This window comes from Arthrobacter sp. TE12232 (assembly GCF_054062615.1).
In genome coordinates, this window is record NZ_JBSSFK010000001.1 from 1,569,928 (window position 1) to 1,583,221 (window position 13,294).

The following is a 13,294-nucleotide window of genomic DNA, read 5'->3' on the forward strand; positions in this document are numbered from 1 at the left end:
GATGCTGCCCGGAACGTCCCAGGCCTTCCAGCGTGGGGATGGCCGTTATCCGTAGGTCTTGCCGGTCGTCTGAGCCACTTCGGCGACTTCGCCCTGGACTTCTTTGACGACGTCGCCGTGGCCGCCGAGTTGTTCGAGTTCGTGGGCGAGTTCGGCGAGTTCGGCGCCGCCGGCCATCTGGGCGGTGAGTTCGTCGAGGGTGATGTCTTTCTTGTCGTAGTAGCCGATCGATTTGCCGCGCTTGAGCAGCAGGAAGCGGTCACCGACGGGGAAGGCGTGGTGCGGGTTGTGGGTGATGAAGATGACGCCGAGGCCGCGGTCGCGGGCTTGCAGGATGTAGCGGAGCACGACGCCGGACTGCTTCACGCCCAGGGCGGCGGTGGGCTCGTCCAGGATCAGGACCTTCGCGCCGAAGTACACGGCCCGGGCGATCGCGACGCACTGGCGTTCACCGCCGGAGAGCTGGCCGATGGGCTGCTCGACGTCGCGCAGGTCGATGCCCATCGCGGCGAGTTCCTTGAGCGTGATCTCCTTCATCTTCTCGACGTCCATGCTCTTGAACGGGCCGAAGCCGGACGTGAGTTCCGAGCCGAGGAAGAAGTTCCGCCAGATCGGCATCAGGGGCACGACGGCGAGGTCCTGGTAGACCGTGGCGATGCCGACGTCCAGGGCGTCACGGGGCGAGGTGAATTTCCGTTCCTCGCCCATGACCTTCAGGATCCCGGCGTCATGCTGGTGCAGGCCGGCGATGATCTTGATCAGGGTGGACTTGCCCGCACCGTTGTCGCCCAGCACGCAGGTGACGCGGCCGTTGTCCACGGCCATGGTGACCTCGGACAGGGCGATGATGTTGCCGTAGTGCTTGGCGATCCCGTCGAGGGAGAGCAGGTGCACCGGGGTGTGGGTGAGGGGGTCTTTTTCGTTCTGCAGCAGGGTCTGCTGGTCGATCTCTTTGGCGTTCATTGTAGTCCGTGCCCCTTTACTTGAGTTCCGCGCGGCGCTTGACGATGAGGTTGACGATGGTGGCCAGCAGCAGCATCAGGCCCAGGAAGAACTTGAACCAGTCCGGGTTCCACTGCGCGTAGACGATGCCCTTGTTGGCCATGCCGAAGATGAACGCGCCGATCGCGCCGCCGATCGCCGAGCCGTAGCCGCCGGTGAGGAGGCAGCCGCCGATGACCGCGGCGATGATGTAGAGGAACTCGTTGCCCACGCCCTCTCCGGACTGCACGGCGTCGAAGGCGAAGAGGTTGTGCATGCCCAGGATCCAGGCACAGAACCCGACTGCCATGAACAGGCCGATCTTGGTGGCCTTGACCGGCACACCGACGGCGCGGGCCGCGTTCGCGTCGCCGCCCACGGCGAAGATCCAGTTCCCGACCCGGGTCCGCATCAGCACCCAGGTGGCCACCGCGACGAGGAGGAACCAGTAGAACACGGTGATCTTGACCTCGACGCCGCCGATGTTGATGGAGGAGGCGAACACCGCCCGGGCCGAGGCGAAGCCGTCCATGGAGGAGATCGAGGGCGAGGACACCGAGCCGCCGATCAGGCGGGTCAGGCCCAGGTTCAGGCCGGTCAGCATCAGGAAGGTCGCCAGGGTCACGATGAAGGATGGGAGTTTGGTCTTCATCAGGATCCAGCCGTTGATGAAGCCGATGGACAACGAGACCACCAGGGCCAGGCCGACACCGACCCAGACGTTCGTGGTGAAGTACCAGCTGAACAGCGACGCCGTCAGCGCCGAGGAGATCACGGCGACGCCGGTGGAGAGGTCGAACTCCCCGCCGATCATCAGCAAGGACACCCCGACCGCCATGATGCCGATCGTGGAGGAACCGTACAGGATGGTCGCCAGCGCGTTGGGCTGGGTGAACGTCGGGGACACCAACGCGAAGAAGATGAAGAGGACGATGGCCCCGACGAGGGCACCGACCTCGGGACGTCCGAGCAGTTTCTGGAACGGACTGCGCTTGGCGACGCGCTCATCGGGCGCCGGCGACTTTGTCTTTGTCTGGGTGATGGTCATGATGATTCTCCTTGCTGCCGGGCCGGCCAGCGGCCGGCCCGGCCAGCGGGCTGTTAGCGGATACCCTGCTTGGCGAACGTCAGGACATCGGCCGCATTTGACTTGTCGACGATGCTCGGGCCGGTGAGGACCGACTGGCCGCCGCCGAGCTTGAAGCCGCCGCGCTTGTTCTGCCAGAGCGCGTCAACGGACATGTAGCCCTGCAGCCACGGCTGCTGGTCCACGGTGAAGAGGACTGCCCCGTCGACGATCTTCTGGGCGAGCTCCGCGTTCAGGTCGAAACTTGCCACCTTGGCTGAGCTGCCGGCATCCGTGACCGATTTGAGGAGCGTGAGGGTGATCGGGGCGCCGAGGCCGATGATGACGTCGGCGTCCTTGGAGGCCTGGAGCTTGGCGGTCGCGGTGGACTGGACGGCGGTCATGTCCTTGCCGTCGACGTAAAGGATTTCAGTTCCGGGGACCTTGGCTTTGACGCCGGCGCAACGGGCTTCAAGGCCCACGTGGCCCTGCTGCTGGATCACGCAGACGGGATGCTTGTAGCCCTCCGCTGCGAGCCTGGTGCCGACGGCCTCGCCGGCGAGTTGTTCGTTGGAACCGAAGTGGGTGAAGGCACCGAGAGCTTGGGAGACACCCTCGCCGGCGTTGAGGCTTACGATGGGGATCCCGGCGTCGGTGGCTTTCTTGAGGACGTCCTTGAGCGCGTCCGGCGTGGCGAGCGTGACAGCGATGCCGTCAACCTTCTGGTCAATGGCCTGCTGGACGAGCTGGGCCTGGCGCCCGGCTTCGGGATCGGACGTGTAGAGAAGCTCGACGTTGTCCTTCGCTGATGCCTCCTCAGCGCCCTTGCGAACGATGTCCCAGAAGGTATCCCCAGCCGCTGCATGCGTAATGAGGGCGACCTTGAGCCGCGGCGTCGAGACGGCCTGGCCGCCACCGGCCGCATTTCCTGTATCCGCGGGCTTGCCGCCACTGCTGGAACACGCGCTCAGGGCCAGCATGGGTACAACGGCAGCCACAAGGGCTGCCTTCCGCCACGAGAACTTGGTCACGATTAATCTCCTTCGATTCTGGGCCACGCCGGCCGCTTCATCGCGTCGGTCTGTGAGCCATCTACAACCGATCATGGTGACTTCAATCACAGATGTCAATAGTTTGTCCTGACATTAGGATGTTTTGACGTAACGCTAAGCGATGAAAACGCCGGTTTCGCGGGCGTGACCAGCACAAAGCTGACAATGCGCCCCCTACTCGCACGGCTCCCCACGGCAGCCCTTGGCTCCTTTTGTCCACCCTGCTACTATCAGAAAAAGGCAGTATGTCCTATCAAGCGAACATGAGCCTGACAAACGCAGACAGACCGCTATCACGGCCGCTGCGGAGCGCAAGGGAGCACGTCCAGTGGCGAATCAACTAAATCTGCGGATCGACCGGTCGTCCCCGGTACCGCTGTACCACCAAGTGGTCCAGGGCATCGAGGCCGCGATACATACCGGACTGCTGGAGCCCGGCAGCCGGCTGGAAAATGAGATCGATCTGGCCGCCCAGCTGAACCTGTCGCGCCCCACGATGCGCAAAGCCATGGATGAGCTGGTCCGCTCCGGCCTCCTGGTCCGCAAGCGCGGCGTTGGTACCCAGGTGGTGTCCAGCCAGGTCCGCCGCCCGCTGGAACTCTCCAGCCTCTACGACGATTTGAGCAACAGCGGCAGCAAACCCACCACCGACGTGCTCAGTTTCTCCCATGAAGAGGCAGACGCCTCGATCCGGAAGGCGCTGCAGCTCCCCGACGGCGCCAAGGTCTACCACTTCACCCGGCTCCGGAAAGTAGGCGGCAAGCCGCTGGCCCTGATGGAGAACTGGGTGCGCGATGACATCACCACGATCGACGAGGCATCCCTGGCATCGCAGGGCCTCTACGGCATTCTGCGCAATGGTGGCGTGAATTTCCGTCTCGCCTCCCAGCGGATCGGCGCCATGATCGCCAACGACTACCAGGCGCCGCTGCTCGAAACAACCGCCGGCTCCGCCCTCGTCACCATGGAGCGCACGGCTGTGGATGACACCGGGCGGATGGTGGAAACCGGCCACCACGCCTACAGGGCCGATTCCTACAGCTTTGAAATGACACTGGTTCAGAGATAAGAGTTCAGAGATAGGCGTTCCGTAACCGGCGCCGTGAGACAAGCGGTCCGACCTAGGCGCCCTGACATCGGCGTCGAGAGAACCACAGTCCGGACACCGGCGTTCAACAGCGAGCACCGCCACCTCCAACCCCGCACACCCGCGCCTTCTTCCGGCGCGACTACGAAAGGGCAGCTTCCATGGCCAACTGGGTCTATCCGCTCGGCACCGCCGCGCAAGGCAAGTGGGACATTTCCATCGGAACATCCGATTCCTCACTGGAGGTGGAGGGCTGGGCCCATACCGGACTGAAGGTCGCCACACTGGCCGCCGGCGGCGCCGTCGAACTGGCCGCCGCAGCGGAGGAACGCATCGTGGTGCCGCTCAACGGCTCCTTCGTGGCGACCGTGGACGGGCAGGAGTATCCGCTGGCCGGGCGGGACAGCGTCTTTAGCGGCCCCAGCGATGTGCTCTACACGGGAACAGACAAGGCCGTGAAGATCACCTCGGCCGACGGCGGACGGGTGGCGGTTGCCACCGCCCCGGCCAAAGCGTCCTACCCGACCCGCCTCATCACGGCCGCCGAGACGCCGGTGGAACTGCGCGGAGCGGGCAACTGCTCCCGCCAGGTGCACAATTTCGGGACCCCCGCCGCACTCGAAGCGGACCGCTTCATCGTTTGCGAGGTCCTCACCCCGGCCGGCAACTGGTCTTCCTATCCCCCGCACAAGCACGATGAGGAAAAGGACGGCGAGACGAACCTCGAGGAGATTTACTACTTCGAAACCCGGGTCACACCGGGAGCGCCGCAGCGCCCGGGCGCCGACGACGCCATCGGCTACCAGCGCGTCTACGCGTCCGACGAGCGGCCCATCGACGTTTCGGCCGAGGTCCGCACCGGCGACGTCGTCCTGGTGCCCTACGGCTGGCACGGGCCCGCCATGGCCACCCCCGGTTACGACATGTACTACCTCAACGTCATGGCCGGCCCGGGCCCGGTCCGCGCTTGGCTCATCAGCGACGACCCGCACCACGGCTGGATCCGCCAGACCTGGGAGGGCCAGGACCTGGACCCGCGGCTGCCGTTCGGCCAGTAGGTCTGCAGGCCGGGCAGTTAGGCCGTCTGCAACTCAGTCGCGGCATCCGCCGTGGAGCTGTCGACGGCGGCCGGCCGGCCGGCGTCGTGCTTCTTTGCAGCGGCTGCCGCGAACACCATGACCGCCAGGCCCAGCACGGTGATCCCGGCCCCGGCCCAGATCGGCGAGGTGTAGCCGAGGCCGGCGGTGATGGTCACGCCGCCCAGCCAGGCACCGAGGGCGTTGCCGACGTTGAAGGCACCGATATTAGCGCCCGAGGCCAGGGTGGGAGCACTGCTGGCGTACTTCATGACGCGCATCTGCAGCCCGGGGACCGTGGCGAAGCCGAAGCCGCCCAGCAGCACCATGGAAGCAATAGTCATCGGCTGGTTGCCGGAGGTCAGGGCGAAGACCACGAGCACCACCACCAACACGGCGAGCACCACGAGCAGGGTGCGGTCCACGTTCTTGTCGGCCGCCTTGCCGCCGAGGGTATTGCCGATGAAGAGCCCGACGCCGAAGAGGATCAGCAGCCACGGCACGGTGGAGGCGGCGAAGCCGGTGACCTCCGTGAGGGTGAACGCGATGTAGGTGAAGGCGCCGAACATGCCGCCGTAGCCCAGGATGGTGACCAGGATGGAAAGCCAGACTTGGCCGGACCGGAAGGCCCGGAGCTCGCTTCGGAGCCCACCGGCGGCCGCCTCGCCGGAGCCGGTTTTCGGGACCAGGGCGAGGATGCCCGCCAGGGCGAGGACGCCAATGACGGTGATCGCCCAGAACGTGGCGCGCCAGCCCGCAGCCTGGCCCAGCATGGTGCCGAACGGGACACCCAGCACATTGGCCGCCGTCAGGCCGGTGAACATGATCGCGATCGCGCCGGCCTTCTTATCGGGCGCCACCATGCTGGCGGCCACCACGGCGCCGATGCCGAAGAACGCTCCGTGCGACAGCGCGGCCAGGATGCGCCCTGCCATCATGATCGGGTAGTCGGGGGCGAGCGCGGAGACGAGGTTGCCGGCGATGAAGAGCACCATCAGCACGGCCAGCACGGGCTTGCGTTCGAATCGCGTCACGGCCGCGGTGAGGCCCAGCGCCCCGACCACGACGGCGAGCGCGTAGCCGGAGATGAGCCAGCCCGCGTTGGCCTCGGTGACGTGGAAGTCTGCGGCCACTTGCGGCAGCAGACCCATGATGACGAACTCGGTGAGTCCGATGCCGAACCCGCCGAGGGCTAGGGCTATCAGGCCAACAGGCATGGGGGTGCTCCTTACAAAGCTGTACGGAAAGGGGTATGACGCGTAAGCTAGTAGTTGCAGACGCGTTATTTATTCTTGCACAAGCAGATACAGCGCGCAAGCAACTATTATTTGATGTGCCTGGCACCACTCCCGCCGGGCACGCTAGCTGAAGGGATTCACCAGATGGGCATCAAGGACGACGCCGTCGAGGTCCGGGCGCAAGGCTGGCGGACCCTCGCGGCCCTGCACGGGCTGATCGAAGCCGAGCTGGAGCGCTCCCTGCAGGCCGAGGCGCAGCTCTCCGTCGTGGAGTACACGGTGCTGGACGCGCTGAGCCGGCAGGACGGCTGGCACATGAGGATGCAGCAGCTGGCCCGCGCCACGGCGTTGAGCGCGAGCGCCACCACGCGCCTGGTCAACCGGCTGGAGGACCGCGGGCTGCTGACCCGGATCCTGTGCGCGGATGACCGCCGCGGGATCTATACCGAGCTCACGCCCAGTGGCATCACGCTGCTCGAGCAGAGCAGGCCGGTCCACGACGCTACCCTGGAGCGCGCGCTGGCCGAGGCTCAGGAAGTGCCGGAACTGGCGCCGCTCGTCGACGCCCTCCCCCGGCTGCACGCCGCGGTCTAACGCGATAACCGCTTCAACCGTATCAACGCAGAAAGCCCCGCCCCCGCTACAGCCCAAGTGACTCGCAGCAGGGGCCGTTATGAAGGCTCATAACGGCCCCTGCTGCTAGCTAGTTGGGTCATGCCGGGGGCGGGGCTTGCTGCTTTGTCAGGCTACGCGGTTGGTAACGCTATACGGTGACGGATTGCTTGGCGGCCGCCTGTTTGAAGAAGTGTTCCAGATCCTCGAGGCTCTTGCCCCGGGTCTCCGGAACCACGCGCTTCACCCAGACGATGGCTGCCAGTTGGATCGCCACGAAGATGAAGAAGGTCACGGAGACGCCGATCCAGGACACCATCTGCGGGAAGAAGAACCCGATCAGGAAGTTGATCATCCACAGGACGAAGACACAGATCCCCATGCCAATGCCGCGGACGTGCAGCGGGAAGATTTCGGCCATCGTCAGCCACGTCACCGTGCCGATGCAGGACTGCATCGAGGCGAGGAACGTCACCATGAACAGCAGCACCAGATAGCCGCGGAGCATGCTTTCCGGGATCGCCATGGAGATGATGCCGATGGCCAGCAGGGACGTTGCCGTGCCGATCAAGCCGGCGATCAGCATGGACTTCCTGGGCAGACGCGACATGAGGGACATTCCGACGACGACGGCGACTACCGAAGTGACGCCGTTGACGACGTTGGCAATCAGGGCGCCCTGATCGCCGAAGCCGGAGCTGGAGAGGATGGAGGTGCCGTAGTACATGATGGCGTTGACGCCGCTGATCTGGTTGATCACGGCCAGCCCCAGTCCGACGACGAAGATGCGCCGGATCCACGGCACCGTGAGGTCGCGGAATGTGCCGAGTTTGGATTGGTAATCTTCCCTCGCGGCCTGCCGGACTTCGTCGAACTCGGTGGAGATGTCCTCCGTGGCGCGCGACCGGCGCAGTACCTCAAGCACTTCACCGAAGCGGCCGGCCGAAGCCAGCCAGCGGGGGCTTTCCGGCAGAACCAGCATGCCAAACCAGAGGACGACGGCGGGCAGCGTGGCAATAACGAGCATCCACCGCCACACGTGGGAGGCCTCCGGGAAGGCGTTGCCCAGTACGGCATTGAACGTAAAGGCCAGGAACTGCCCCGTGACAATCATGAGTTCGTTCTGCGTCACGATGCGTCCGCGCTGGGCTGCCGGGGACATTTCCGCGAGGTAGACCGGAACAATCACCGATGCTCCGCCGACGGCAAGGCCCAGCAGGGTGCGCGAGGCGATGAGCAGTTCAGTGCTCGGCGAGACAGAGCAGGCAACGGTGGCCACCGCAAAGATCAACGCGAGCCCCATGATGGTCCGGCGCCGGCCGAAGCGGTCCGAGAGCCGGCCCGCCGAGATGGCACCGAACGCCGCACCGAAGAGCAGTGTGGATGTCACGAGTCCCTCGGTCAGCGGAGTGAGGCCGAGGTCCCGCTGCATGAACGGCAGGGCGCCGTTGATGACGCCCGTGTCATAGCCGAAGAGGAGGCCGCCAAACGTGGAGAAGAGCGCCACGCGCCGCATGAACCTCTTGGGATTCGATGCTCCACCGGTTCTCCGGACGGCGGCTTCCTGGACATCGGAGTCAGCCTCGGAAACGGGCGCGTCCGTGGGCGGAGCCGAATTCGTCAGTGTTCCGTCGGACTTCGTCATAGACTCGCCTTCTCGACGCGCTGCATCATGGTCTCCAGCTGGTAGCGGGAGACCTCGGCAGCGTTGTCGTCCTCGGCGAAGACGCTGGAGACCATGACGGTGTCCTCGCGGTCGAGGAAGCCGATTTCCTTCAGGCCGCCGAAGAACTCGTCCCAGTTGACGTCGCCGTCGCCGATTTTCAGGTGCTGGTGCACGCGCACCGGGTTCCCGGGCGGGTTGGTGATGTAGCGCAGCCCATGCGAGGCGTGGTGGTTCATGGTGTCGGCGACGTGGACCAGGCGCAGCTTGTCCCCCGCGGCCCGCATGATCTCCAGCGGTTCGTTCTTCATGTGGAAGCTGTGCGAGGCCACGTAGACCAGGCCCACGTTCTTCGAGTTCAGTCCGCGGATCACCCGGATCGCGGCGAGGCCTTCCTCGACGAAGTCGTCCGGGTGCGGATCGATCAGCAGGTCAATCCCCTCCCGCTCGATGATGGGGAGCAGTTCCTCCATCGAACGGTAGAAGGCACGCTCGGATTCCTCGGCCTTCTCCGGTCGGCCGCTGAATTCGGTGTTCATGGTGCTGACGCCGAGGTCCACGGTGATCTGGATGGCGCGCTTCCAGTAGCGGACGGCGGCCTCGCGGGCGTCCTCGTCCGGGCCGGACCATCGCAGCACGGGCAGCACCGAGGCAATTTCGATTCCCGCGTCCTTGCAGGCCTTGTTCAGCTTGCCCACAAGCTCGTCGTCGGCCTTCGGGTGGTTGAAGAACGGGATGAAATCGGCGTGCGGGGTCATCTGCATGTACTTGTAGCCGAGGTCGGCGACCACGCGCGGGAACTCGAGGAGTCCGTGGCTGTGGTGGAACGGCGTGGGGTCAAGGGCGATTTTCACTTCTGAACACTCCATTGTGGATCTGGCGGACGCGCGGCCGGCCGGCGCCGTGTTGTTAGCAGAAGGCGGCCGGCCGGCAGGGTTCCTAGCGGTAGAGGGCAGGCTTGGCGTTGAGCTTCACGGCGACCTTTTCGCCGTTCTTCTGCGCCTCGACGCCGGCTTCGCAGCAGGCGGCGGTGGCGTAGCCGTCCCAGGCGGTGGGGCCGCCGATCTCGTCGCGGAGGGCCGCGTCGACCCAGGACTGGATTTCGACGTCGTACGCCGCCCCGAAACGCTCCTCGAAGCCGGGGGTGACGTTGCCGCCCCAGTGTCCGTTGCTGCGGGTGTACGGGCCCTTGTCCCCGCCGATGCTGACGATGCCGTCCTCAAAGGAGGCCTGGGTGGCCACTTCGTAGCCGAACTTCGCGTTCACGTAGATCTCGACGTCGGCCAGGACGCCGGACTCGGTCTCGATCAGGACGTGCTGCGGGTCGTGCTGACCAGCCGGGGCGTTCCTGGTGGGCTTGCCGAGGCGGACCTGGACCGAGGTGATTTCCTCGCTGGTGAAGTAGCGGATGGCGTCGAACTCGTGGACCACGGAATCGTTGATCAGCATCTCGTTGGTGAAGCCTGCCGGGGTGGTCGGGTTCCGGTGCTGGTGGTGCAGCATGAGCAGCTCGCCGAGTTCGGAGTCGCGGATGATCTTGCCCAGGGCGGCGTATTCGGCGTCGAAGCGGCGCATGAAGCCGACCTGGATGCGCTTGTGGCCGAGCTTTTCTTCAGCCTCGACGATCTTCCACGCGGACTCGGCGTCCGGGGTGAGCGGCTTCTCGCAGAGGATCGGGATGTCCTTGGCGATCGCCTTGAGCAGGATGTCCTCGTGCAGGAAGCCGGGGGTGGCGATCAGCACAGCGTTGACGTCGCCGTTGTTCAGGGCTTCGTCGGCGTCGGCCAGGGCGACGGCGCCCGGGATGCCTTCGATGGCGGCCTGGGCGCGGGCGAGGTCGACGTCGACGACGGCGGCAACTTCGGCGCCGTGGATGCGGGTGTTGAGCCGCTGGATGTGGTCTGCTCCCATACGGCCGGCGCCGATGACAGCTACGCGGAGGGTCTTGGTCATGATTTTGTCCTCAGTTCTAGTTGACGGCGGTGCGGGAGCCGCAGGAGAGCAGGTAGTTGCGGGTGCGCTTGGCGATCGGCATCGGGACGTCGAAGGCCACGGGGTACATGTCCTGTTCCACAATGCCAAAGATCGGGCGGTTGAGCGCCTCGACGGCTTCGATGACGGCGCGCAGGTCCGGCAGTCCGTTCGGCGGTTCGGTCATGACGCCGGCCAGGTTGGCGGCGGCCCAGGTCATGTTTTCCTCGTTGACCTTTTTGAGGATGTCCGGGTTGATCTGCTTGAGGTGCAGGTAGCCGATCCGGTCCGGATAGTTCTTGATCAGGTCGAGGCTGGAGGCCCCGCAGTATTCTGCGTGGCCGGTGTCCAGGCAGAGGTTGAGGTATTTGGAGTCCGTGGCGGCGAGAAGGGTCTCGATGTCCTCCTGTGCGCCGACATGGGAGTCTGCGTGCGAGTGGAACTGTTGCTTCAGGCCGAAGTCCTCCAGCAGGGTCTTGCCCAGACGGTTGTGGCCCGTGAAGAGGTCGCTCCACGCCTTCTCGGTAAGCGTGCCGCTCTCGACGGCCTCGCCGGTGACGTCGTCGCGCCACATCGCCGGGATGACCACGATGTGTTCCCCGCCCATCGCGGCGGTGAGTTCGGCGACCTTGCGGGCCGGCTCCCATGCGGTTTCCCACTGGTGCAGGCCGCGGTGGAAGGCGGTGAACACGGTGCCTGCGGTGACCTTCAGGTCGCGGGCCTTGAGTTCTTCAGCGAGGCGGGAGGGGTCGGTGGGAAGGTAGCCGTAGGGGCCCAGTTCGATCCACTTGTAGCCGGATTCGGCGACCTCGTCCAGGAAGCGTTCCCACGGGGTCTGCTGCGGGTCGTCCGCAAACCAGACGCCCCAGGAGTCCGGCGCGGTGCCGATGATCAGCTTGTTCTCTGTCATTTCCATTCCTTCTCATCGATTGCTCCGCAGGTGCCGTTTTGGACGCTCAAAACGGCGGTTGCGGAGCAATCGATCGTGTCTGTTGGGTGGGCCCACGCCGCCAGGGTTCCCTGGCGGTGGGGACTAGTTGGAGGGGAAGTTGTAGGAGGCGCCGGAGGCGTGATGCGTTTCGGGCCAGCGGGAGGTGACCACCTTGCCGCGGGTGTAGAAGGAGACGCCTTCGGGGCCGTAGATGTGCTTGTCACCGAAGAGGGATGCCTTCCAGCCGCCGAAGGAGTGGTAGGCGACCGGCACGGGCAGGGGGACGTTGATGCCGATCATGCCGACGTCCACGGAGCGCTGGAACTTGCGGGCGCTGGCGCCGGAGGAGGTGAAGATCGCGGTGCCGTTGCCGTACGGGTTGGCGTTGATCAGGGCGATGCCGGCGTCGAGGTCCTCGACGCGGACCACAACCAGGACGGGCCCGAAGATTTCCTCGGTGTAGGCGGTCATCCCGGCCGTGACGTGGTCCAGGACGGTGGGGCCGACCCAGAAGCCGTCCTCGTGGCCGGGGACGACGAGGTCGCGGCCGTCGACCACCATGGCGGCGCCGGCGGTTTCGGCTTCGGTGACGATCCGGACGATGCGTTCCTTGGAGGCGGGGGTGATGACCGGGCCCATTTCGGCGTCGGGCACGGTGCCGTTGTTGACCTTGATGTCCAGGGCGCGTTCCTGGACCTTCTTGACCAGCAGGTCGGCGGCGTCGCCGACGGCGACGGCAACCGAGATGGCCATGCAGCGTTCGCCGGCGGAGCCGAAGGCGGCGGCGGCGAGGTGGTCGGCGGCGTTGTCGAGGTCGGCGTCGGGCAGGATGATCGCGTGGTTCTTCGCCCCGCCGAGGGCCTGGACGCGCTTGCCGTGCTTGGTGGCGGTCTCGTGGACGTACTTCGCGATCGGGGTGGAGCCGACGAAGGAGATGCCGTCCACGTCCGGGTGGGTCAGGAGGCCGTCGACCGTTTCCTTGTCGCCGTGCAGGACCTGGAAGACGCCGTCGGGCAGGCCGGCCTGCTTCCACAGCTTGGCCAGGAGCATGGAGGCGGAGGGGTCGCGTTCGGAGGGCTTGAGGATGAAGGCGTTGCCGGTGGCGATCGCCATCGGGGCCATCCACAGCGGCACCATGACCGGGAAGTTGAACGGGGTGATCCCGGCAACGACACCGAGGGGCTCGCGGAAGGAGAAGACGTCGATGCCGGTGGAGACCTGGTCCGAGTAGTCGCCCTTGAGCAGCTGCGGGATGCCGCAGGCAAACTCGATGACCTCCAGGCCGCGGCCGATCTCACCCTTGGCGTCGGAGAGGACCTTGCCGTGCTCGGCGGTGATCAGCTCGGCGAGCTCGTCGATGTGGGAGGCGACAAGTTCGCGGAACTTGAACAGCACCGCGGTGCGCTTGGCCAGGGAGATATCGCCCCAGGTGTCCGCAGCCTTGCGGGCCGCGGCGACCGTGGCGTCCAGGTCCGCCCGGTTGGCCAGCCGCAGCTCCGCGGAGACCGCGCCGGTCGCGGGGTTGTAGACGGGCTGGGTGCGGGTGCCCTCGCCGGAGGTTTCGGCGCCGTTGATGAAGTGGCTGATGGTGGTGACGGTCGTCGTTGACATGGTGAT

At 65.7% G+C, this 13,294-nt stretch carries 12 protein-coding genes; 3 read left to right on the forward strand and 9 right to left on the reverse strand.

What is annotated here, in order from left to right; all coding sequences use genetic code 11:
* Window positions 1–45: 45 nt before the first annotated feature.
* From ACVWZ7_RS06870 to ACVWZ7_RS06880, 3 genes are read right to left on the reverse strand one after another with little or no spacing between them, the layout of a single operon-like run.
* Complete coding sequence (locus tag ACVWZ7_RS06870) at window positions 46–963, reverse strand: ATP-binding cassette domain-containing protein (RefSeq protein ID WP_456507389.1); 918 nt, start codon at window positions 961–963, stop codon at window positions 46–48.
* 16 nt (window positions 964–979) lie between these two features.
* A complete protein-coding gene (locus ACVWZ7_RS06875) occupies window positions 980–2,029 on the reverse strand; it encodes an ABC transporter permease (RefSeq protein WP_344363666.1) in 1,050 nt (349 codons plus the stop codon).
* A gap of 53 nt (window positions 2,030–2,082) precedes the next feature.
* Window positions 2,083–3,078: a substrate-binding domain-containing protein gene (locus ACVWZ7_RS06880; protein ID WP_344363664.1), complete on the reverse strand. Its 996-nt coding sequence runs from the start codon at window positions 3,076–3,078 to the stop codon at window positions 2,083–2,085.
* Between the two features lie 349 nt (window positions 3,079–3,427).
* On the opposite strand from ACVWZ7_RS06880, the gene ACVWZ7_RS06885 reads away from it, so the two are divergent.
* Together ACVWZ7_RS06885 and iolB are read left to right on the forward strand one after the other, a co-directional pair.
* Window positions 3,428–4,168 (forward strand): GntR family transcriptional regulator, encoded by a 741-nt coding sequence (locus ACVWZ7_RS06885; RefSeq protein WP_456507390.1) that lies wholly within the window; start codon window positions 3,428–3,430, stop codon window positions 4,166–4,168.
* A 179-nt stretch (window positions 4,169–4,347) separates the two neighbouring features.
* Complete coding sequence (gene iolB, locus ACVWZ7_RS06890) at window positions 4,348–5,244, forward strand: 5-deoxy-glucuronate isomerase (RefSeq protein ID WP_456507391.1); 897 nt, start codon at window positions 4,348–4,350, stop codon at window positions 5,242–5,244.
* 17 nt (window positions 5,245–5,261) lie between these two features.
* On the opposite strand, the gene ACVWZ7_RS06895 is transcribed toward iolB, so the two are convergent.
* Entirely contained in the window at window positions 5,262–6,479 is a 1,218-nt protein-coding gene (locus tag ACVWZ7_RS06895) for an MFS transporter (protein WP_456507392.1), read from the reverse strand.
* A gap of 165 nt (window positions 6,480–6,644) precedes the next feature.
* On the opposite strand from ACVWZ7_RS06895, the gene ACVWZ7_RS06900 reads away from it, so the two are divergent.
* Entirely contained in the window at window positions 6,645–7,094 is a 450-nt protein-coding gene (locus tag ACVWZ7_RS06900) for a MarR family winged helix-turn-helix transcriptional regulator (RefSeq protein WP_091251470.1), read from the forward strand.
* Between the two features lie 169 nt (window positions 7,095–7,263).
* Here ACVWZ7_RS06900 and ACVWZ7_RS06905 read toward each other — a convergent pair whose 3' ends face one another.
* From ACVWZ7_RS06905 to ACVWZ7_RS06925, 5 genes are all read right to left on the reverse strand, one after another.
* Window positions 7,264–8,757: a sugar porter family MFS transporter gene (locus tag ACVWZ7_RS06905; RefSeq protein WP_456507393.1), complete on the reverse strand. Its 1,494-nt coding sequence runs from the start codon at window positions 8,755–8,757 to the stop codon at window positions 7,264–7,266.
* Window positions 8,754–9,629, reverse strand: a complete 876-nt coding sequence (locus ACVWZ7_RS06910; RefSeq protein WP_456507394.1) for a sugar phosphate isomerase/epimerase family protein — start codon at window positions 9,627–9,629, stop codon at window positions 8,754–8,756. The genes ACVWZ7_RS06905 and ACVWZ7_RS06910 overlap by 4 nt, the downstream gene beginning before the upstream one ends.
* Window positions 9,630–9,714: 85 nt before the next feature.
* Entirely contained in the window at window positions 9,715–10,728 is a 1,014-nt protein-coding gene (locus ACVWZ7_RS06915; protein WP_456507395.1) for a Gfo/Idh/MocA family protein, read from the reverse strand.
* A 16-nt stretch (window positions 10,729–10,744) separates the two neighbouring features.
* Window positions 10,745–11,656, reverse strand: coding sequence for a sugar phosphate isomerase/epimerase family protein (locus ACVWZ7_RS06920; protein WP_456507396.1), 912 nt, complete (start codon window positions 11,654–11,656; stop codon window positions 10,745–10,747).
* Window positions 11,657–11,779: 123 nt separating this feature from the next.
* Window positions 11,780–13,288 carry a CoA-acylating methylmalonate-semialdehyde dehydrogenase gene (locus tag ACVWZ7_RS06925; protein ID WP_456506738.1) on the reverse strand — a complete coding sequence of 503 codons (1,509 nt, stop codon included), beginning with the start codon at window positions 13,286–13,288 and terminating at the stop codon, window positions 11,780–11,782.
* Window positions 13,289–13,294 lie beyond the last annotated feature (6 nt).

What these genes read in the sequence shown, in the direction of transcription:
- ACVWZ7_RS06870 (WP_456507389.1), bottom strand. Translation starts at nt 963, where the DNA reads ATGAACGCCAAAGAGATCGACCAGCAGACCCTGCTGCAGAACGAAAAA.
- ACVWZ7_RS06875 (WP_344363666.1), bottom strand. Translation starts at nt 2,029, where the DNA reads ATGACCATCACCCAGACAAAGACAAAGTCGCCGGCGCCCGATGAGCGC.
- iolB (WP_456507391.1), top strand. Translation starts at nt 4,348, where the DNA reads ATGGCCAACTGGGTCTATCCGCTCGGCACCGCCGCGCAAGGCAAGTGG.
- ACVWZ7_RS06895 (WP_456507392.1), bottom strand. Translation starts at nt 6,479, where the DNA reads ATGCCTGTTGGCCTGATAGCCCTAGCCCTCGGCGGGTTCGGCATCGGA.
- ACVWZ7_RS06900 (WP_091251470.1), top strand. Translation starts at nt 6,645, where the DNA reads ATGGGCATCAAGGACGACGCCGTCGAGGTCCGGGCGCAAGGCTGGCGG.
- ACVWZ7_RS06905 (WP_456507393.1), bottom strand. Translation starts at nt 8,757, where the DNA reads ATGACGAAGTCCGACGGAACACTGACGAATTCGGCTCCGCCCACGGAC.
- ACVWZ7_RS06915 (WP_456507395.1), bottom strand. Translation starts at nt 10,728, where the DNA reads ATGACCAAGACCCTCCGCGTAGCTGTCATCGGCGCCGGCCGTATGGGA.
- ACVWZ7_RS06920 (WP_456507396.1), bottom strand. Translation starts at nt 11,656, where the DNA reads ATGACAGAGAACAAGCTGATCATCGGCACCGCGCCGGACTCCTGGGGC.
- ACVWZ7_RS06925 (WP_456506738.1), bottom strand. Translation starts at nt 13,288, where the DNA reads ATGTCAACGACGACCGTCACCACCATCAGCCACTTCATCAACGGCGCC.